The 21,685-nt window shown below is 58.7% G+C and carries 15 protein-coding genes and 1 pseudogene; 14 read left to right on the plus strand and 2 right to left on the minus strand.

Features of this window, described 5'->3' with window-relative positions; translation table 11 throughout:
* Positions 1-258: 258 nt before the first annotated feature.
* Together CDO73_RS17410 and CDO73_RS17415 are read right to left on the minus strand one after the other, a co-directional pair.
* A pseudogene (locus CDO73_RS17410) lies at positions 259-1,248 on the minus strand (glycosyltransferase family 2 protein); the annotation flags it as partial.
* Positions 1,249-1,390: 142 nt separating this feature from the next.
* The gene (locus tag CDO73_RS17415) at positions 1,391-3,724 is read right to left on the minus strand and encodes a glycosyltransferase family 39 protein (protein WP_088489806.1); all 2,334 of its coding nucleotides are present in this window, start codon (positions 3,722-3,724) and stop codon (positions 1,391-1,393) included.
* Between the two features lie 193 nt (positions 3,725-3,917).
* Here CDO73_RS17415 and CDO73_RS17420 point away from each other — a divergent pair, with 193 nt between their 5' ends.
* The 14 genes from CDO73_RS17420 (at position 3,918) to CDO73_RS17490 (ending at position 21,680) form a co-directional block, all read left to right on the plus strand.
* Positions 3,918-4,604: a response regulator transcription factor gene (locus tag CDO73_RS17420; protein WP_088489807.1), complete on the plus strand. Its 687-nt coding sequence runs from the start codon at positions 3,918-3,920 to the stop codon at positions 4,602-4,604.
* Positions 4,601-6,316, plus strand: coding sequence for a sensor histidine kinase (locus tag CDO73_RS17425; protein WP_088489808.1), 1,716 nt, complete (start codon positions 4,601-4,603; stop codon positions 6,314-6,316). The genes CDO73_RS17420 and CDO73_RS17425 overlap by 4 nt, the downstream gene beginning before the upstream one ends.
* Before the next feature lie 697 nt (positions 6,317-7,013).
* Positions 7,014-7,865, plus strand: coding sequence for a GNAT family N-acetyltransferase (locus CDO73_RS17435; RefSeq protein WP_088489810.1), 852 nt, complete (start codon positions 7,014-7,016; stop codon positions 7,863-7,865).
* A 146-nt stretch (positions 7,866-8,011) separates the two neighbouring features.
* Positions 8,012-10,288 carry an S-layer homology domain-containing protein gene (locus CDO73_RS17440; protein ID WP_088489811.1) on the plus strand — a complete coding sequence of 759 codons (2,277 nt, stop codon included), beginning with the start codon at positions 8,012-8,014 and terminating at the stop codon, positions 10,286-10,288.
* 54 nt (positions 10,289-10,342) lie between these two features.
* On the plus strand, positions 10,343-11,197 hold the full coding sequence (locus tag CDO73_RS17445) for a GNAT family N-acetyltransferase (protein WP_088489812.1): 855 nt from the start codon (positions 10,343-10,345) through the stop codon (positions 11,195-11,197).
* 209 nt (positions 11,198-11,406) lie between these two features.
* Positions 11,407-12,573 carry an ATP-grasp domain-containing protein gene (locus CDO73_RS17450; protein WP_088489813.1) on the plus strand — a complete coding sequence of 389 codons (1,167 nt, stop codon included), beginning with the start codon at positions 11,407-11,409 and terminating at the stop codon, positions 12,571-12,573.
* A 27-nt stretch (positions 12,574-12,600) separates the two neighbouring features.
* Positions 12,601-13,353, plus strand: a complete 753-nt coding sequence (locus CDO73_RS17455) for an esterase family protein (RefSeq protein WP_088489814.1) — start codon at positions 12,601-12,603, stop codon at positions 13,351-13,353.
* Between the two features lie 193 nt (positions 13,354-13,546).
* Entirely contained in the window at positions 13,547-14,476 is a 930-nt protein-coding gene (locus tag CDO73_RS17460) for a DUF4261 domain-containing protein (protein WP_088489815.1), read from the plus strand.
* 658 nt (positions 14,477-15,134) lie between these two features.
* Positions 15,135-15,380 (plus strand): glycine zipper domain-containing protein, encoded by a 246-nt coding sequence (locus CDO73_RS17465; RefSeq protein WP_218821632.1) that lies wholly within the window; start codon positions 15,135-15,137, stop codon positions 15,378-15,380.
* 57 nt (positions 15,381-15,437) lie between these two features.
* Positions 15,438-16,670, plus strand: a complete 1,233-nt coding sequence (locus CDO73_RS17470) for a serine hydrolase domain-containing protein (RefSeq protein ID WP_179218733.1) — start codon at positions 15,438-15,440, stop codon at positions 16,668-16,670.
* A gap of 180 nt (positions 16,671-16,850) precedes the next feature.
* Positions 16,851-17,870 (plus strand): LacI family DNA-binding transcriptional regulator, encoded by a 1,020-nt coding sequence (locus tag CDO73_RS17475; protein WP_088489817.1) that lies wholly within the window; start codon positions 16,851-16,853, stop codon positions 17,868-17,870.
* A 188-nt stretch (positions 17,871-18,058) separates the two neighbouring features.
* Positions 18,059-19,042, plus strand: a complete 984-nt coding sequence (locus CDO73_RS17480) for an ABC transporter permease (RefSeq protein WP_088489818.1) — start codon at positions 18,059-18,061, stop codon at positions 19,040-19,042.
* Between the two features lie 13 nt (positions 19,043-19,055).
* Positions 19,056-19,955: a carbohydrate ABC transporter permease gene (locus CDO73_RS17485; RefSeq protein ID WP_088489819.1), complete on the plus strand. Its 900-nt coding sequence runs from the start codon at positions 19,056-19,058 to the stop codon at positions 19,953-19,955.
* An 84-nt stretch (positions 19,956-20,039) separates the two neighbouring features.
* Positions 20,040-21,680: a type 2 periplasmic-binding domain-containing protein gene (locus tag CDO73_RS17490; protein WP_088489820.1), complete on the plus strand. Its 1,641-nt coding sequence runs from the start codon at positions 20,040-20,042 to the stop codon at positions 21,678-21,680.
* The last annotated feature ends 5 nt before the right edge of the window (positions 21,681-21,685 follow it).

Genomic DNA, 21,685 nt, shown 5'->3' on the forward strand with positions numbered 1-21,685 from the left:
CGGGCCGTGCTCCTTTCCGAGCGAGTGATGGACCGCGGGACGCGGCGCGACGCTGCTGTTGGCCGAATAAGGAGTCTGCTCCCGAAGCGGTTCGTTTCTAAGCGCGGCAGCAGAAGAAACGGACAACGGAGAACGAACGGGGTTCGGCGAGAAAGGAGCATCTTGAACATGACCCGATTCTTTTTCGCGGTTTTCGCGCTCCGCATCGTGTTGTTCCGCATACGCAGCCGCTTGTTCGTCGGCGAATCTTGCCGAAGCGCTGCCCGGCCGATAAACGGCTGCCCGGCCGCGATCGGCCGCGTTCTGCCGCGCCGGAACATGCTGCATGTTCAGCGTCTCGCGCACGATATACAGCGGGCGGCCTTTAACTTCGTCGTAGATGCGGCCGATATATTCCCCGATCACGCCGAGCATGATCAGCGTGAATCCGTTGAAGATCAGCATTAGGCAGATCGTCGAAGCCCAGCCTCTAATCGTGCTGTCCGTAAACAACGCCATTCCGAGCACGTACAGCATATAGAGGAAGCCGATCGCCGACATGACGCCGCCTGCGTAGCCCGCCATTTTCAGCGGCTTGTGGGAGAAAGAGGTCAGGCCGTCCAAGCACAGTTTGATCATCTTTTTCAGCGGATATTTGGTCTCGCCGGCCAGCCGTTCGTCACGTTCGTATTCGATGGAAGTCTGGCGGAATCCGGTCCAACTGACGAGTCCGCGGACAAAAGGATTCCGTTCGCCGAGCCGGTTCATCTCGTCGCAGACTTTGCGGTCGATCAGGCGGAAATCGCCGGTATCGACAGGGATCGGCACATCGGTCGAAGCGCGCAGAATCCGGTAAAAGAGAGCGGCGGACCATTTTTTGAACAGCGTTTCGCCGTTTCGTTTGATACGCTGCGCATAGACGACGTCGTAGCCTTCCCGCCATTTGTCCAGCATGTCCAGAATCAGATGCGGAGGATCTTGCAGATCCGCGTCGATGATGATTACCGCGTCGCCGGACGCATAATCCATCCCGGCCGTAACGGCGATCTGGTGACCGAAGTTGCGTGAGAAATCGATCAGCTTGACGGATTCGTCTTGAGCGGACAATTCGCGGATGATCGCCGGGGAGCGGTCGACGCCTCCGTCGTTGACGAAGATCAGTTCGTAAGCGTCTCCGGTGCGCCGCATGACGTCCGTCAGTCGACGGTACGTCTCGGCAATCACCGCTTCTTCGTTGTACATAGGGATGATCACGGAAATTCGGGTCATCGTTTTCGCCTCCTCGTAAAATGAAACGGAGCTAGTACCCTTTCAACTCTTAATCACAGGTTTACGTTTCACTGAAACGCACACGCTTCTAGTGCGATTCAGGGTAACGTATTCCTACTTTTAGTGTTGATAAGGTACCCGCTTATTGCGCGGGCAGCGTCACTTCGTACAGCGTTTGGTTATCGTTGGAAAAAGCGTTCCCGGCATTCGTCGACGCGTCGCCTTGCCATTCGGAAGCCGGAATCTCGGTCCCGTTCTTTTTGATCCAGTTCGTGACGTCGGAGCTGCCTTCGCGGCCGCCGCCGCCCATGCCGCCGCCGAGCAGGAAGTATTTCACTTTGCCGCTTCGGACGAGCGCTTCGAGCGTCTGCGGCGTATAGACCTGGTCGGAAGCATTAAAACCGTTCAAGATCACGAGGCTCTCGCCTTCGTCGATCATGTAAGGGGCGGCCGTCGTATAGTTGGTAACCGCCATCAGATACTCTTCGCCGGTATTGTGTTCCCGGAGATAGGTAAGCAGGGTCTGATTAGCCGAAGCGGATTCGTTCATGCCGCCGAAGCCTCCCGTACCTCGGCCTGCGCCGCTCGGCAGGGTCGGCTCGGCATTCGAGAAATCGCCGTTTGTCGCTGTATTCGCGCCGTTTGTGTCTCCGGAAGCTTCCGAACGGTCGGAGCCGCCCGCATTGCCGCCAGGCATGCCGCCGCCCGGGAATCCGCCGTCGAAGCCGGCGCCGCCGGGAAAGCCGCCGCGTCCGCCGAAAGCGGAGTTTGCGCCGTCCGGACCGGCGGCCGGAAGCTGCGAATTCTGTCCGTAGACGATCGGAGTCAGCGACCAGTAGACGGGACCGACGAACATGGCCGCCATAGCGGCGATCAGCGAAGCTCGGCGCAGCGCGGAACGTTCTCCTTGCCTGAAGAGAACCAGCAATCCGGCCGAAACGATTCCGACCGCGAGCACCGCTGCGGACCAGAAACGGCCGATCGTGTCGTCGTAAGGATGAAGGATGAACCAGCCGAACCCGGCCGTCAGCAGCACCGCGATCGGCAGCAGCCATGTCCGGAAGCCGCTGCGGCTGCGGTAAGCGTCCCAGAGTTCGGTAATCGCCGCTGCGGCCAACGCGGATACGGGCGGAGCCAGCATGATCAGATAATATTGGTGGAAGAAGCCGGCGATGCTGAAGAAGCCCGCAACCGGAACCAGCCAAGCCAGCCAGAAAATGATCGCTTTATGCTTGTCCGTGAAATTTTTTCTGCGCCAAGTGGAAAGAATAGCGAACGCGCCGATTAGACCGAGCGGAATGAGCCAACTGGCTTGCCCGGACAGTTCGGATTGGAACAAACGCAGCGGGCCGGCCTCGCCGGTGTTGAACATGCCGCCTCCGCCGCCCGGGAATCCGCCGTTTTGGCCGCCGAAATTGGCGTTCCCGCCATCCGGCATGCCTTGACCGCCGAATCCGCCGTCCGTTCCGGGAGCGTTCGCTTCGCCGAAAGGATTCGTCGCGCCGAATCCGCCGCCGGTTCCGCCCGGAGCGGCGGCCGTCGGCCCGTTTGCGCCGTTCGTTCCGTTTGCGGCGTAGCGAGCACCGTCTCCGAACGGCGGTTGTTCGCTGCCGTTCGCACCGTTCGCGCCGTTCCCGAATCCGCCGAAGCCCGGCATGCCCGATCCGCCCGGCGCTCCGGTGCTGCGTTCCCCGGTCAGACGGGCGACCCCGTTATAGCCGAACGCAAGGTTCAATACGGAGTTGGTGCCGCTGCTGCCGATAAACGGACGTTCGCTTGCCGGAACCGAATCGACGACGACCGCCCAAGAGACGGACACGGCGGCGACGACGACCGTCGCGGCGACCAGCGAGAGGAGCTTCTTTTTCCACCCGTATTTGGCCGCCAATAGATAGAAGAGATAGAAAGCCGGCAGCACCATGTACGCTTGAAGCATCTTCATGTTGAAGCCGATGCCGATGACGGCGAACGCGCCGAGCAGGCTCCAGATTCCGCCTCGGTTTACCGCCCGGAACAGCAGCCAACTTGCCAGCAGCAGCGTGAACACCAGCAGACTGTCGATGTTGTTCGTGCGGCTGACGGCAACGGCGACGGGCGTGAACGCCATCGCGAAAGCGGCGATGCGGGCGGACCAGACTCCGAAAGTCGGTTTGATCAGCAGATAGATCAGGAACACGGAACCGACGCCGGCCAGAGTCTGGGGCAGAATGACGCTCCAACCGTGCAGGCCGAACAGCCAAGCGCTGATCGTCTGAATCCAGAACGCCACCGGCGGCTTATCGACGGTGACCGAACCGGCCGAGTCGAGCGAAGCATAGAAGAAATTGTGAAAACTCTCCAACATGCTGGCGACCGCGACGGTGTAATACGTATTGCCGTATTTCTCGCTCCAGATGTTCCAGCCGTTGAGGAACAGGGCGATCAACGCCGCAGCCAGCAGCCAGAAATCCGGGCGAAGTTTGGCTTGGGATTTCATGAAATCCAATCACTCCTTGCAAAAGGTTAAAAGCCTTAACGGCGCGGAATCCCGGCTGCCGGCCTTGTTGAGTCCCATTGTGCCCGATCTTCCTGAAATCATCCTGAGGCTCAACTGAATGTTTGCTGAAAGACTTTGAATTGGCATGCGGCGAACGATAAAATAGATCAGACAAGAAGCGGAGGAGATGGCTATGGCAGGGGAAAAAGGGATCAAGATTCTGCTGGCGGACGACGAGCCGCATATTCTGCAATTTCTGGAATTGGGGTTGGCGGGCGAAGGATACGAAGTTCGCACGGCGGAGAACGGCATGGAGGCGCTGCGGGAAGCGGAGACGTTCCGGCCGCATATCGTCATCTTGGACATCATGATGCCGGAGATGAACGGATTCGACGTCTGCCGAAGATTAAAAGAAAGCGGAGCGAACACGGCCGTCATCATGCTCAGCGCCAAAGACGCGGTCGACGATCGGGTGGCGGGGCTGACGCTGGGCGCCGACGATTACGTGGTCAAGCCGTTCAGTTTCGAAGAACTGCTGGCCCGGATTCAGGCGCGGCTGCGGAATCAGTTTCCGAATCTGCTCGGAGGCGTGGAACTCGGGCCTTTCCGGATCGACGAGCGGCGCGGCGAGATCTTGTATCGGGGAGAAGCGCTGGCGCTGTCGCCGACCGAGTACGAGCTGCTGAAGTTCCTCGTGCTGAACCACGGCATCGTGTTGAGCAAAATGAAGATTCTCGACAGCGTATGGGGGTATCAATTCGGCGGCGAAGAAAATATCGTCGAAGTCTATATCCGTTCCCTGCGCGAAAAACTCGGCGATAAAGAACATCGGCTGATCCGCACGCTGCGCGGCGCCGGGTATCGGATGGACCTGTCGTGAAGCGGCTTCGGGAGATCGGGGCCAAAGGAAGCAAAACGCTGTACGGACAGCTGCTGTCGCGTTCGTTGTTCGTGCTGGCGGCGCTGCTGCTGCTGATCGGGGCTTTTCAATATTTCTTGATGCGAGGCTTCCTATACCAAAATCAGGCGGAGACGCTGGAAGCGCAGTTTCGTTCGATTCCGCCTATCGAGATGAAATTCCTGCGGGAGGCGGCTGCGGCAAGCGGCAGCGTAAGTTCGAACGGCGCGAGCGGGGAAGCAGGCGGCTCGGAGCCGGACCAAGCGGGAAAAAATGCGGCGAACGTCGAGGACGACTTCGCGAGCGCGTTCGGCGCCGTCGACGACGGGACGTCGACGCCGGCGCCTGCGCCGCCCGCTTCCGGCGGCCCGGCTTCGGCAAGTTCGGATTCGAGCGGTTCTGGCGGCGGCGCTCGGCAGCCGGGCGACGCGGGAGCCGGGAACGCCGCGAAACGCAGGGCGTTCCTGTTCAACGGCTTGTCGCTGGCCGAGATCGGCGCCGACGGCGCGGCGATCGACCTGAACGCCGAATACGGCGTTCCCGCGCCGGTGCTGACGCCGGCGCGGTACGGCGAGCTGCGCGGCGAAGCGGCGCAGCCGGGAGGGCGCGTCCGCTACGTGCTGGCGGCGGACGCGAACGGGACGGAGCAGCTGCTGGTGCTCCGTCCGATCGGCGGCTTGGCCGCCGAAGGGCTGCCGATGCTTCAGATCGGCAGCCCGACCGGGCCGCTGACCGCCATTCTGTGGCGGCAGCTGGCGATCTTCGGCGCGCTGGCGGCGCTGGCGCTGGCCGGCGGACTGGCCTTGTACCGGCCGGTGCTGCGCCGGTCGCTGTCGCCGCTGTCCCGCATGGTCGGGACGGTCGCGGAGATCGATGCCGGCCGGCTCGGCGAGCGCTTTGCGGCGCAGCAGGGACAGGCGGAGATCGACCGTCTGGCGTCGTCGTTCAACGGAATGCTGGAGCGGCTGGAAGAAGCGTTCGCCGCCGAGCGGGAATCGCAGGAGCGGATGCGCCGCTTCATCGCGGACGCTTCGCACGAACTTCGGACGCCGCTGACGTCGATTCGCGGCTTTCTGGAAGTGCTGCTGCGCGGCAGCCGCATCAGCGAAGAGCAGCTTCGCGGCGCGCTGCGCAGCATGCACGGCGAGTCGCAGCGCATGACGAAGCTGGTGGAGGATCTGCTGTCGCTCGTCAAGCTCGACGGCGGTCCGGAACTGCATCTGACGCCGATCCGTCCGGCGGCCTTGCTGGCGGAGCTGGAAGACCATCTGCGCATGTTGGCGGGCGAACGCGAAGTGGCGCTGAATCTCGAAGCCGGCGAATCGGCCGAGGTCTCCGGAGACGCCGACAAACTCAAGCAGATCGTGCTGAACCTGTTCGGCAACGCCGTGCAGCATACGGATGCGCAAGCCGGACGGATCGCGTTGAATTTGTCCGCCGAGGACGGACGGTGCATTCTCGAAGTCCAAGATAACGGTCCCGGCATTCCGCCCGAGCTTCGGCAGAAAGTATTCGAACGTTTCTACCGCAGCGACGAATCGCGTTCGCGCCGCAGCGGCGGCGCGGGGTTGGGCCTCGCGATCTCGCTGGCGATCGCCGAAGCGCACGGCGGCACGATCGAACTGGACAGCGTGCCGGGTCAGGGCAGCTCGTTTCGGTTGGTGCTGCCTACTACGGCCGGTTCGCGTTTATGACCGGGCAGCAGGAGAAAAGATCAAGCAGACTTACGGAGGACGGGAAGCATGGATCATGCGCCTGTCCTTTTTGCCGTCATGGGGAGGTCGTTCCAAGACCGTTCGGACCGACCGGCAGCAGATTTCGACATCCGCCGCAGCCTGAATCGGCTCGCGGGAAGCCTTTCGCGGACGGACCGCCGCGAACCGGATCGATCGGTTTCGCGCTGATTACCGTTCGGAAAGAAAAATCCGTATTTTGACGTCGTTTTGGCATCCGTTCGCCGGAAAAGCTTTTCGCAGCGCCGGTTAAACGTTTAGATTTTCCTTACATTCCCTTACTAAATTTCTTTTTGTCGAACACGTCGAATCTCTATTGCATTTGTCGAAATTTTGTCTATGATGGATATCACAACGAGGGAAAATCAGGATCAAGAGTCCGTACATACAGCCGTCGTTTTTGCATGCCGCACGTTTTGCCGTTCCTCATGATCCGCTCCGAAAAAGCGGCTGCCGAAAGGCCCGATTTTCGTTTTTCCGCCGGGCCTGCTTCTCTGCTCCCGCGTCAGCCGTTTCGTCTAATTTTTGCTTTCCGAATAGGTTTCGTCCGTTCCGCGCAGATCCGGATATTCCGGTCTGCAGCCGTTTGTTTGGCAGAACCCGTGTTTTCGATTCGATACGGAAAACGATCTGCGGATCGCCAATCAGGAGGGACAACATGATCATCATCAAGCCGCTTCCGACGGAAGCCGGGCAGTTCCGGCAGTATCTGCCCGGTCTGCAAAATCCTTTGCCGCCCGGCGCGACCGCTTTGGCCGCCGAATTGAACGGCTTGTTCGCCGGCGCCGCGATCGTGATGGCGCATCCGCGCAGCCGGGCGGGCAGCATCAGCGTGCTGCATACGCCCGAGCTATTCCGCAATCGCGGCGTGGGAAGTCGGCTGCTGGAAGAAGCGGAACGCCTTTTGGCGGAAGCCGGCTGCTTATCCTGCCGCGTCACGCTGACGCTGAGGCTCGGCGTGCCTTCCCCCGAATACGAGTTTCTGAGCAGGCGCGGGTACGACGCGGAGACGCTGCTCCAACGCGATTACGTGATCCGTTCGGCTAGTCTGGCCGAAGCGCCGTGGATGAAGCGCTTGAAGCTGCCGCCGCGCGCGAAGCTCGAACCGCTGCTGCCTGCGGCGGAAGAAGAACGACGCGAGATCGAACGATTGGCGGCCGCGCTGCCGCCGGAGCAGCATCCGTTCGACGAAGAACGCGTGCTGGACGACGAACTCGGCGTCATGCTGAAGATCGGCGGCCGCGTCGCGGGCTGGCTCGGCGTTCAGAAGCTCGGATCGACGCTGCTGGCGATTCGCGCCGTACATGTCGATCCGAATGTCTCGTTGTTCGGCGGCGCTTTCGCGCTGTTCGCGGCGGCCGATCGGGAACTGGAGCTGACGCGCCGGTTCGCGCATCTGATGTTCAGCGTATCGGGGGAATACGCATCCACGCTGCGCGTATGCGCGCGCAAGCTCGGCCCGCACGCGTCGAGCATCAAATCGCTTGTGCGGTTGGAGAAAAAGCTCTGAGATCCCGTCAGGGCGCAGCTCCGTCGCCCGGCATCGCCGCGAAAGCCTCGGCCCGGCGGCTTTTCGAGCTGCAAAAGAACAAAAGCGATCGTCATACATTTTTGCCGTCTCGATATCTTACCAACTAAGGGGTTGCTACTTCTATTATGAAAAAATCTGTCTCTTCCGTTCTTTCCGTCAAAAACGCCGCCGTTTCGGCGATCGCGTTGACGTCTCTTGCCGCGCCGTTCTCCGCGCTGGCCGCTTCCGACGCCGCAGCGCCGGGCAAAGTTTCGTCCGCTCCGGCAGGCGACGTCGAGCGCGCGCAAGCCCGCGGCATTCTGCTCGGCGACGCGCAAGGCCGTCTAGGCGAGAACCAAGCGCTCACGCGCGCCGAATTCGCCGTGCTCATCGCGCGCGCGTTCGATCTCGATACGCCTCAGTTCCCGTACAGCTCGTACAAAGACGTCGCGGTCTCTTCTTGGGCTTCGCCCGCGGCCGAAGCGCTGCGCGCCAAAGGCTGGATGAGCGGCAGCGGCAGCGCTTTCCTGCCGAACGCGCCGGTCACGCAGGAGCAGATGGCGTCCGTGCTGGCCAAAGCATTGGGTCTGAGCGAATCGCCGCTGTCCGTGCCGGGTGCGGGCGTGACGGAAGAAGATCTGGCCGCAGCCAGCGGCTGGGCGCGCGGATCGCTGAAACAGGCCGCTTCGGCCGGACTGCTCGGCGTCTACGCGAACGGAATCAAACCGGGCCAAGCCGTCCTGCGCGGCGAAGCCGCTTCGGCCGTGCTCGCGGCGTCGAACCTGCGGCCGCAAGTCGTCGAAGCGGTCGGCGACGGAACGGTCAAACTGGGCGGAGTGACTTATGCCGCAACAGCCGAACTTGCGGGTCTGTTCTCGGCCGCCAACCAAGACGCGCTGATCGGAGCCAAAGTGCGCGGTTACGCAGCGAACGGCAGCCTTCGGTCCGTATACGGATTGGAATTGAACGCCTCGGGAAAAGAGGCAGCGCAAGGGCAGGCGGAATTCTCCGGCAACGTCGCGTTGAACGGCGGCGGCAGCAAGATCGCCGGCAGCGTGACCGTCAACGGCGACTTCTACACATTGAATAATCTGGCCGTCGCGGGCGACCTGACGATCGGATCGAAAGTCGAACAGGATTTCTCGGGTTCGGGCCTCGAAGTCGCCGGCGCGACGAACGTGCTCGGCGGAGACGAGAACACCGTGGCGTTCTCGGACTCCAAACTGCAAACGGTCGCGGTCGGCAAACCGAATGTGCGCGTGAAGTTCATGTCGGGTACGACGTTAACGGAAATCCATGTGAACGCGAACGCGAATATCGAAAGCGAAGCAGGCGTCCGGATTCCGAAGATGACGGTCGACGAACAGGTCTCGAACCTGAAGCTGAGCGCGGAGGTCGGTTCGCTGCTGTTGACGGGATCGCCTTCGGTAAATCTCGGGACTAACGCGAGCATCGTCAGCTTGAGCCTGCCGTCCGGCGTATCGCCGCTGTCGCTCATCTCGAACTTCTCGGCGTTCGTCGCGAAGATCGGCACCGTCAACGGGCAAACCGCGTCGTCGTTTATTCCTCAGCCTGTCGTCGCGTCGCCTCCGGTATCGAATCCGAATCCGCCGGCGCCGAGCATGCCTTCCGAACCGTCGGTTCCGGCCGATTCGACCGCGCTGAATGCGGCGATCGCCGACGCGGAGCTCGCGCTGACGGAGGCTGCCGGCAATTCGGACGCGATCGGCACTTATCCGCAGCTTAACGTGAAAAAAGCGCAGGCGGCGATTCGAACGGCTCGATCCACGCTTGCTGATCCGGCCGCGACCCAGCAGACGCTGAATCAAGCCGTCAATACGCTGACTGCGGAGACGGCGACGCTGCGCGCGTCGAAGAATTATACGCTTCTGACTCGCCGTCTGGCGCAGTATCAGGCCGATTACGGCCCCGTAACGCCGGGAGCCGGACCGAGACAAGCGGAATCGTCTTTGTATGAAGCGTATCAAGCCAAATTCCGCGAACTGTCCGCCTTGAACACCGATCCGTTCGTCGAACTGCCGGATCAATCCTCGAAGGTCAACGAGCTGGACGCTGTCGTCAACAGCCTGTACGCGAATATCGTCGCTTGGAATACCGCCGATCTGATCGCGGAAATCGCCCAATCGGAGAAAGCGCTGATTCAATACGCGGATACCCGGCATACTAAAGAGAACGTGCTCCGCGATCTGGAGGCGGCCAAAGCGGCGCTGCAAGCTTATCAGAAAGATCCGCTCGGTACGAAGCAGGAGGCGTTGGATACGGCGCGTTCCAACCTGAATATCAGCAACTATCTCTATATCTTGGCCAACGGCGGAGAAGACGACAAAAACGCGGACGCGAGTTCCGGCGGCGCCGACACCCAGCAGTTGGTCTACGACGAAAAAAGCGATTCGATCCGTTAAGGCAGGCCTGATGATGCGCGAAACGGCATTGCACAAAAACGGAGGGAACCTATCGTGATCACGATCCGATCGCTGCCGGCGTCCGACGAGCGCTTCCGAGCGATCCTGCCGGCTTCGCGCGGGCCGCTGCCGTCTGAATCGGCCGGGCTTGAAGCCGATCTGGACGGTTTGTTCGCAGGGCTGGCGCTGGTCGTTCCGGACTGTTCTACCGGAATCGGCCGGATCGAAGCGCTGCATACGCCCGAACTGTTCCGCAATCTCGGCGTGGGCAGCCGGCTGCTGCTGGAAGCCGAACGCCGGCTGCTCGATGCCGGCTGCCGCAGAAGCCGGATCGACGTGACGGTTCGCCGCGGCGGCCCGTCGCCGGAAATGGATTTTCTGCGCAAACGCGGTTACGGCGGCGATACGCTTCGCCGCCGGACGTACACCCTCCGCACGTCCGGCGTCGCAAACGAAGGCTGGTTCGATCGGCTTCGCCTGCCGGAGAGGGCGGCACTTATTCCGCTGCTTTCCGCCGGCGTCGACGAGCGCCGGCAGGTCGCCGAGCTGCTCATGTCCGGCGTTCCTTCGGATCTTGATCCGTTCCGCGAAGAGCGGCGGCTGCACGTCGAATTCAGCCTGCTGCTGAAGCTCGGCGGACAAGTCGCCGGATGGGCGAGCGTTCAGGAAACGGCGTCGAACCTGCTGCTGGTTCGGACGATGTACGCGCGTCCGGAGCTTCGCCTGCCGGGCGGCGGGTTCGCGCTGCTGGCGGAGATCTTGCGCCGTTTCGGATTGCCGGAGCGTTACGCTTATCTGACGTTCAACGTCGCGGGCGACAACGAAGCGATGCTGCGGATCGCGGATCGCAAGTTGACGCGGCACGCGGCGAACGTCAAGTCGCTGATCCGCTTGGAGAAAGAGCTGTAAAGATTGTAAAACCGGGCTGGATCGGGCGGGAAGGCGAGAGTAGCCGACGCGCCCGGGAATCCCCGCTTCAGGTCGGCCCGAGGGCCGACGAACTTCGCCGCCGGGCGGTTGTCCGGCGGCGTTTTTACATAAGAAACGCGATTGCAAATTGACGAAACTTCGGTTGGCTGATAAATTAGGTACAATCTTGCGATGGAGGCGGTCCGGTTATGAATTTTGTGTTTTTCTCTCCCCATTTTCCCGGCAGCAGCGGCGAGTTCGCGATTCGGCTGCACGAAGAAGGCGCGACGGTGCTCGGCATCGGCGACGCTTCGTACGACAGTCTGCCTCCCCGGCTTCAAGCGGCACTAACGGAACACTACCGCGTCGAGAACATGGAAAGCGAAGACGAGACTCTTCGCGCGGTCGGATTCTTCACGCATAAATACGGCAAGATCGACCGTTTCGAGTCCATGAACGAATACTGGCTCGAGAGCGACGCGCGCATGCGCACGGACTTCAATATCGACGGAACCAAAGCCGACTTTGTCGATAACCTTAAACAGAAATCGAAGATGAAAGCCTTTTTCCGCCAGAGCGGCGTGGATACGGTACGTTTTCTCAAAAATCCGGATCATGAAAGCGCAGCGGCCTTCGTGGCGGAGAACGGCTTCCCCGTAGTGGTCAAACCGGATCTGGGATCGGGCGCCAGCCACACGTACAAACTGAGCGATCAGGGCGAGCTGGATTATTTCCTGCATACGAAGCCGGCGGATACCGAGTTTATTATGGAAGAATTTATCGACGGCATCATTCTGACCTACGACGGAATCATCGATCACGAAGGCGTGGTGCGTTTTCAAGCCAGCCACCGTTTCGAGCAGAGCATCATGAAAGTCGTCAGCGACGACGACCATCTGCGCTACTTCTGCCTCAAAAACGTCGATCCGGACGTGGAGCGGGCGGGACGAAGCATTCTCGAAGCGTTCGGCATCCGGGAGCGTTTCTTCCATATCGAGCTGTTCAAATCGAACAAAGACGGCCGCCTGATCGCGCTCGAAGTCAATATGCGGCCGCCCGGCGCTTGGATGACGGACGCGATCAACTACGCCTACGACGTGGACGTGTATTCGCTCTGGGCGAAAACGGTCGTGCACGGCGGCAGCGGCGAACCTCCGGAAGGCCATTATTATACGGGGTACGCCAGCCGCAAAGACCGCAAACATTATCGCCACGGCCATGAAGAGATTCTGCATGCATGGGGCGACGCGATCGTGCGTTACGACGAGATCGAAGCGGTGTTCAGCCGGGCCAGCGGCAATCGGGCGTATCAGTTCCGGACGGATTCGCTCGAACGGGTACGGGAGATCGCGGATTATATTCAAGCGGAATGGTAAAATAAGGGCGAGAGGCGGGACTGCGGCATGGTAACGGTGCAATATCGAAAAGAATACAGTCCGGCGCTCGGCCGGGACATGGAATATAAAGTGTACGGCGACCGGGGCAAACCGATGCTGGTGTTCCCGACGTCGCTCGGACGCTTCTATCAATATGAAGACTCCGGCATGATCGACGAGCTGGCGGAATGGATCGACGCGGGCAAATTGCAGGTATGGGCTTGCGATACGCTCGACGAAGAGACCTTTTTCTCGCCGCATTGGAACATCCAAGACCGGATCGGTCGGCACGAGCAGTACAATGCATACATCGTAAACGAGCTGATTCCGAAGATTTTGTGGGAAAGCAAGCACAATAACGGCGAAGACGAGCAGAAGATTCTGATCAGCGGGTGCTCGATGGGCGCTTACTACAGCGGGAATTTCTTTTTCAGGCATCCGGAGTTCTTCGATTCGCTGCTCGCGCTCAGCGGGGTCTATTCGGTGAACCATTTCTTCGGAGGTTATCGGGACGGCGCGGTCTATTACAACTCGCCGCTCGATTATCTGCCGGGCTTAAACGACGACGGAATCTTGGAGCAGTATCGGCGCAGCCGGATCATCGTCTGCTGCGGTCAAGGCGCGTGGGAAGACGAGATGCGCGAGGAGACGGCACGACTGCGCGAAGTGTTGTACAATAAAGTCGTGCCGGCGCGCGTGGACTTCTGGGGCTACGACGCGGATCACGATTGGATATGGTGGAGACGCCAGATCCGTTATTACATGGGCGAACTGCTGTAGCGCGAAGTCTACGGGATGCGCCGGCGGATTCTGTAAACCGGTACGCGGCTGTTCGGGAGTGCGATCGACGATTGCCGCGGTTCGAGCGGGCGAACGTCGAGGCATGAATCGGAAGCGGCGTATTTAAAGGCGGCTTTCCGGCTTGGATCGGAGAAGACGAGCCGCCGACGGAATAAGGAAGGGGCCGACAACGATGAGCTTTTTGACAAAATGGTTCGGAAAAAAGGACAAAAACGAGCAAGAACGCGAAGAAACGCGCAGCGTGCAGGCGGATCGGGAGCGTCAGGAGCAAACGGCTCCGGCGTCCGACCGCGCGGACCGGAACGCCGAGCCTGACCGTTCGGCAGCGGACGGTCCGCCGGATTGGACCCATATCCCGCAGCAGCGGCCGGGAACGAAAGTCTTGACGCGGTATATCCTGCTGCGTTCTCCCGAATTGGAACTGGGGCAATTCGCGCAGGCGCTGCGCGAGCGGGAACCGAATTCGCGCGGAGGCGTGCATGAAGCGCGGATCATCGTGCATGTTCGGGATATGACGGTGGTCGCGGACGCGGCCGTCGGACCGCTGCCGAACGGCGAGGTCGAGCAGAACGCCAAGTACAACGTGATGTGGCCGAACGCGGAAGAAGCGATTCAAGGTTACGGCGGACATATCCGCGTCACGGCGATCAACGTCGAAGACGGCGTGGAAGGACATAAGCTGTTGACGAACGTCGTCGCGGCGCTGCTTAGCGGCATGCCGAACGCGCTGGCCGTCTACTCCGCGCCGATGCTCGTCAGCCCGGCCGCGTATCTCTCCAGCGCCGATATGCTCAAAGGCGACGGCACGCTGCCGATCAATCTGTGGGTATTCGTCGGTTTGTACGGCAGCGAGCAGGGCGGATCGGCGTATACGCACGGCATGCAGGACTTCGGCGGCGACGAGCTGGAGCTGCTGAATACGCAGCGCTCGCCGAGCGAGACCTTCGAGCTGATGTTCTCGATCGCCGCGTATTCGATCGATCGGCGTCTGCATTTCCAAGGCGGCGAGAACATCGCGTTCAAAGAAGGCCAGTCCTTGGAGCTTGAGCGTTCCCCCGGGGCGGCGCTGGGCGGGACGACGATGAAGATTAAAGGGTTCTGACGTTCGGACGTTAAGATCAGGTGGAAAAAAGAGAAAGCACCGACGGACCGGGAGGTCTGGCGGTGCTTTTTGTGCTGCGGGAATGTGGGCGATGCGTAGGAGTGTGAATGTTCTAACGGAACGTATGACCGTTAGAAGGTGCATTTTTGCGGAAATCAGCGCTTAACGGAAATCAGCGACGCTTAGAAGCGAATGATTAGAGAAAACGGCTAAATTTGCTCTGTTTTTCGCGTCTTAGCGTCACCTCGTTCCGTTAAAATTCCAGATTGTCGAAAAAGGTGTTCTAAGCGTCGTGTCGTTCCGTTAGCGGGAATGGTTGTTGGGTTGGAGCCGTGTAGGGAGCGACTGCTCCCACTTTCAGCCCTTACAGGACAAGGCTTTACGCCCTCAAAAGTGCGAACTTCAAATTCACCCTATTGAAAACCGGACAAAAACACAATCAAAAACGTCAAATCCTTTACGCCGCGCGGGGTGCGAACCTCCCGGGGATTTCATGGGAGCTTCGGGTTCGCACTTTTCATCTTCAGTTTACCCCCACACGCCGACGCACTTCCCTCTGCCAAAATTGCAAAACACCCCCGGGGTCTTTATGATAAACAATAAGGTGACATGACTTTCGTATAGGTTGATCCAATCACTAGCGAAGGAGGAACCGAAAATGAACGAAGACCCTCGCAACAATCGAAGCGGAAACGAAGGTGCAGGAGGCGGAGCGGGAGAGAAAGACGGCTCGCAGCCGATACTCGGTCTCGGAATCGCGCTGGGCACGGCATTCGGAATGTTATTCGGACTCGCGATGCATAATCTTGCCGTCGGATTGCCGATCGGCATCGCGATGGGCGTCGCTTTCGGCGCAGCCATGCAGAATTCGCGCAAAGATCAAAATAAGAATCCCTCGGAATAAACGTTGAATATAGCGAACGCTTCATGCTTAGGATAACCGAGGGAAGGAGGAATGCAGATGGATGCCGTCACACAAATGCTGAACGACCATAAGAAAATCGCCCGTTGGGCGCAGCTTCCGAATCATTCGCCCGCGATCGGCTGGATCGTGCGAGGCGAACGTTTTTACTGGACGCCGAATCATGAAGGAAGCGATCGAACGAATACGCCGAACGAAGCTCAATACGAGATCGGATCGATCACCAAGACGATGACCGCTTTTCGCTTAGCCAAAGGCGAGCAGGACGGTCTCTGGCAGGCTTCCGATACGCTGGCCGATCTGCTGCCCGAACTCGCGGATAGCGAGTTCGCCCGTAATGTCACCCTGCGGCAGTTGGCGACGCACACGTCGGGGTTACCTCGGCTCGCGAAGAATCAGATCCTGATGTCGATGAAGCAGGACAAGACCAACCCTTACGCCGCTTACGCCGAAGAACATTTGCTGCAAGCCGTTCGGGAAGAGACCCTTCGCTCGGGAGCCAAGCACGAGTACTCGAATTACGGATACGGTTTGCTGGGATGGGCGCTCAGCCGGGCTTCCGGCGTACCGGCATCTGCGGCGCTGCATCAGGAACTTTTTACTCGGCTAGGCATGTCCGCAAGCGTGATGGCGATCCTGAACGAAACCGATGCGACAGCAAACAAAGCGGAAACGGAACACGTACAGCACGAGATCGTCGAAAAAGTCTCGGGAGGCGCGACCTTGCGGGTGCAGACGGAAAAGGGAAAGGCGAGAAGTTTCAATACCGCAGGCAATCCGGCTTCGTCGGGCACCTCCGTTTCGCCATCTTCCGAGCTGCTTCCCGGCTACGCTCCGGGCGGTCGCTCCATGCCGCATTGGGATTTTACTTCCGCGATGGCCGGAGCGGGAGCCGTTCGTTCGACGATCGAAGACATGTTGACGTATGCGGAAGCGCAGCTCGGACAGCATTCGGACGCAGCTGAACTCGAGCCGGTTTTTCTGGAATGCCAGAAAGAGCAAGCTTCCGTCGCGCCATCCAAAGGCGTGGGCATCGGATACGCGTGGATGCGTTCCATGCGCAAAGACGGCACGGTGACCCATTGGCATAACGGCGCGACTTACGGCTTCAGCAGCTTTATGGCGTTTAACCGCGATCTGCAATCCGGCTTCGTCGTGTTGTCCAATCGCGGAGTGAGCTTCTCGGGACAGATCAAGCAAATGCTGGGGCTGGGCGAATTAAGCACGGACCGAGCGGCCAAGCTTGTCGGAGAAGCGTTGTTTAGTAACTAATACCTTGTAGTAAACGATAAAGTCAGCCCGTTTTCCCGGCTAACCTTACTTTACCGACAACCTGAGACTTCGCCTCCCGCGAAGTCTTTTTTTCATTTCCCCAAAATTTCTCTTGCTCTAAAATAAACCCTGTGCTATTTTTAAAAATATAAAAACGTTTTTATAAAAGGAACAAAAATTATGGCCAAAATTACGATTCGAGATGTCGCAAGAGAAGCCGGAGTGTCGATCTCCACGGTGTCGAACGCGCTCAATGACGTGGACGTGCTGAACCCGGCGACGAAGATGCATGTGCTGGCGGTGGCGGAACGGCTGAATTACGTGCCGAACCTCAACGGCAAGATGCTCAAATCGGGCAAGACCATGATGCTGGGCTTTTTCACGACAAGCGTATCCGGTCCTTATTTCTATAAGCTGATCGAGACGATGTCGAGACAATGCGAACGCCACGGATATGGGCTGAACGTATTCGTGACGAAAGACAAGCAGGTGATCATGAGCAATATCCTCGGTCGGCGCGTCGACGGGGTCATTATCTACGAAGAGCTGAAGATCGACGAACACGATATCGACGTTATGGAGAAAGACAAGATCAAAACCGTGTTTCTCGACCGGGAATTCAGTAACGACACGATGGGCAGCGTCACGTTCGACTCGTATACGGCGGGCTACGAAGCGGCCAAATACTTGATCGGACTCGGGCATAAGCGGATCGCGTATATCTCCGGCGTGGACACGATGTTCGACAGCGTGCAGCGGAGGGAAGGGTATCTGGCCGCGCTGCGCGAATACGGCCTGCCGCTCGACGAAGATTACATTATTCAAGGGTACTTCGAGGAAGACAGCACGTTCAATGCGATCAAAGCGTTTATTCGCGTGCACGGGCACAAGCTGCCGAGCGCTTTTCTCGCCGGCAACGATTTGAGCGCGATGGGCTGTATCGAAGCGCTGAAAGCGCACGGTTACGAGGTTCCCGGCGACGTCAGCGTCGTAGGGTTCGACGATGTGGATATCGCGCGTTATTTCTCGCCGCCGCTGACGACGGTTCGCAATCCGATCGCCCGGCAGGCGATTCTGACCGTCGACCACCTCGTAAGAATGATTCAAGGCAAAGAAACCGGGCAAAGTCAGACGTTGACGGGGGAATTGATCGTTCGCGGATCGAGCCACGTCCCGCCGGATCATGCGGATCAAGGCTGAAGGCTCAGCCTGACTAAGGTGTATACGTGATCGCGTTTCGAAGCAGCCGCGTAAACACCTTACGATCCGCCGTTTTTTAGCTTCTTGATGTAAACGCTCGCAAAACGCAGCACAAATTTTTTTGCCGTTTAATAAAAACGTTTTAAGTAAAAAGAGCGGCAACTCAACGAAAGAAAGGGGCATATCCAATGGCTAAATCCGCGCTGACCTCGTCCGGTCGGCCTTCGAGCGGAAGCGGCAAACCGTCGATCGGACAGCGAATCAAGAACTTTACCGTCGACTATTTCCGTCAGTGGGAACTGCAAAGCATGGTCCTGCCCGGCATATTGTTCATGATCGTATTCAGCTTCGTGCCGATCTACGGGCTGACGATCGCGTTCAAGAGCTACACCGTCATCGATACGTTAGACAGCGCGCCGTGGGTGGGACTCGACAACTTCAAGATCATTTTGTCGGACCGGTACTTCTGGGATTCCGTCGTCAATACGCTCGCGATCAGCTTCCTGAAGCTGGCGATCGGATTTGTGCTGCCGATTATCCTCGGCGTCATGATCTACGAAGTCCGCTACAGCCGCTTCAAGAAATTCGTGCAGACCGTCTCTTACCTTCCGCACTTCCTGTCTTGGATCGTGCTCGGCGGCATGATGATCACTTGGTTCGCGACGACGGGATTATTCAACCAACTGCTGCTGGACCTCGGGCTGATCTCGCAGGCGCAGAACATCCTGCTCGACGCCAGCAAATACTGGTGGATCGCGACGCTGTCGGATATCTGGAAAGAAGCCGGCTGGGGCACGATCTTGTATCTGGCGATTATGGCGAAGATCGATCCGACGTATTACGAAGCGGCCAAGATCGACGGCGCGAGCCGGCTGCGGCAGATCTGGCATATTACGCTGCCCAATATGAAGATGATCATCAGCTTGAACCTGATCTTGACGATCAGCGGCCTGTTCGGTTCCAATCTCGATCAGACGTTGGTGCTCATGAACTCGCAGAACCGGGAAAAAGCCGAAGTCATCAACTCGTACGTCTACCGCATGGGTCTCGCGCAAGGCGATTTCTCGTACGCGACGGCCGTCGGGCTGGGCGTCTCGATCGTTTCCGTCATTCTGTTGATCACCGCGAACAAAGTCACGAGCAAACTGAACGACAATCAATCCGTGCTGTAAGGAGGAACCGGACATGGCAATACTGGCAAAGCCGAGATCGATGAAAGGGGATAGGGACAGCCGGTTCTTCGATACGGTCAACATGACGCTGCTGCTGCTGTTCGCGGTGGCGATTCTCGTTCCGTTGTGGAACGTGCTCGTCTCGTCGTTCAGTTCCGGACAGGCGCTGGCCGAAGGCGGTTTCGTGTTCTGGCCGACCGAACTGTCGCTGGAGAATTACCGGGCGGTGTTCCGCGACGCGAGCATCTGGCAGGCGTTCTTCATCTCCGTATCCAAAACGGGCCTCGGCGTCGTCACCCACGTGTTCTTCTGCGCGATGGTCGCTTACGGCCTGAGCAAAAAGAATCTGCGGGGACGCAAACTGTACGTGGCGATGGGCGTCATTACGATGTTTTTCTCCGGCGGCATGATCCCGACGTACCTGCTGATCAAATCGCTGGGCCTGCTCAACAGCTTCTGGGTGTATATCATTCCCGCGCTGTTCAGCTATTACGACGTCGTGATCCTTATGAACTTTTTCCGCAACGTTCCCGACGCGCTGGAAGAATCGGCGAAGATCGACGGAGCGGGCGACTGGCGCATTTTCTTGAGTTTGTTTATCCCGCTGTCGATGCCGGCATTGGCGACGATCGCGCTGTTCAACGGCGTGGGACAGTGGAACGACTTCATGACGACCAAGCTGTATATCACCGATCAATCGTTATATCCGCTTCAGATGATGCTCTACGACATTATCGTGCAGTCCCAGACCCAATCGATGCAAAATATCGGCGGTTCTGTGGTAATCGAGACGACGACCAAAGGCGTTCAGCTCGCGACCATCGTCATTACGACGCTTCCGATTCTGGTCATCTACCCGCTGCTTCAGCGGTATTTCATCTCCGGCATGATGCTGGGCGCGGTCAAAGAGTAACGGCAGTCCGCAATTTATATTCGCTGAGCACAAGCTTCTTCACACATAAGGTTCATCCATTTCGAATACACGGGGGTACATCGTATGGGCCAAAATAAAAACGTTTTAAGAAAAAGCGCGTTCAAGTTCGGAGCGGCGGTATTGACGACGGCGCTGCTGCTGACCGGCTGCGGAGGCGGCTCCGATAGCGGCAAAACGGCGAAAGTATCGCTCGAAGGCCGTTACGCGCTCGATCCGGAGACCCCGGCGTGGAAGTCGGACAAAAAAGAAGAACCGACCCAGCTGACATGGTACGTCAACGCGGATTGGTGGAACACCGATTTCGGCAAAGATCTGGTTACGAAGAAGATCAAGGAAGACCTCAATATCGATATCAAGTTCATCACCGGCGACGACACGAAGCTGAACACGTTCTTCGCGGGCGGCGATATGCCGGATATGATCACCGTGTTCGACGCCAACTCCGCCGTCGCGCAGAAAGCCGCCACTTGGGCGCTTCCGCTGAACGATCTGGCCGAGCAGTACGATCCGTATTTCAACAAAGTCGCGGCGCAGGATACGTTGAACTGGTTCCAGCTCAAAGACGGCAAAACCTACGGGTATCCGAACTATTCCAACACGCAGGCGGATTACGACAGCGGCGCGATCCCGGCCAAGACGGCTTTCGTGATCCGCAAAGACGTCTACGAAGCGCTCGGCAGTCCGGAGATCGGCACGCCGGAGCAGTTCCTGAGCGTCATGCAGGAGATCAAACAGAAATATCCGAATCTGGTTCCGTTCGGCTTCAACTCGATCGGCGAAGGTACCGGCTCGCTGGGCGACACGCTTCAAGATTTCCTCGGCGTACCGCTTCAGACGGAAGACGGAAAGTTCTATAACCGCAATCTGGACGAAGATTATATGGCCTGGCTGAAAACGCTGAACCAAGCTTACCGCGCCGGCGATTTGAGCGACGACAGCTTCGCGGACGACGGGACGGCGTTCGAAGAAAAGGTCAAATCCGGCAAATACGCCACGATGCTGCTCGACGGCACGCCGCAGCAGAGCGGCAACCTTCAGATCTTCATGAACGCGCACCCGGACCAAGCCTATATGGCGATCGACGGCCCGCAGAGCACGGTCGGCAATAAGCCGACGCTGAACCAGTCCGGCATCACCGGTTGGATGGTCACTTACGTCACGAAAAAAGTCAAAGATCCGGCCAAAGCGATCCAGATCTACACGTACCTGCTGGACGAACCGGGCCAACTGCTGATGAACTACGGCATCGAAGGCGAGACGTACAAGAAGAACGCGGAAGGCAAGATCGAACTGCTGCCGGAGATCAAGAAACTCCAACAGACGGATGCCGACCGTTACAAAAAAGATTACCGGATGGGCGAGTTCATGTTCTTCGGTCACGACAAACACAAAGCGCTGAGCGACGACGCGTTCCCGGAATCGATCAAACAGATGCAGGAATGGGGCAAAGGCAAACTGGTGCCTCACTTCATTCTGGAAAACATCAATCCGGATCAAGGCACGCCGCAGGCCCGTTCGCTTACCGCGATCAACACCAAATGGAACACGACGCTGGTCAGCTTGATCCGCGCCAAAGACGACGCGGCGTTCGATGCCGTACTGAACGAATACAAAGCTTTCCTCGAACAAAACGGTTCGGCGGACATCGATAAGATTCGCGACGAGAAGATGGCGGCGAACAAAGAAAAGCTCGGATTGAAATAATAAGC

Source organism: Saccharibacillus sp. O23 (genome assembly GCF_002205895.1).
In the GTDB taxonomy this organism is placed as follows: domain Bacteria; phylum Bacillota; class Bacilli; order Paenibacillales; family Paenibacillaceae; genus Saccharibacillus.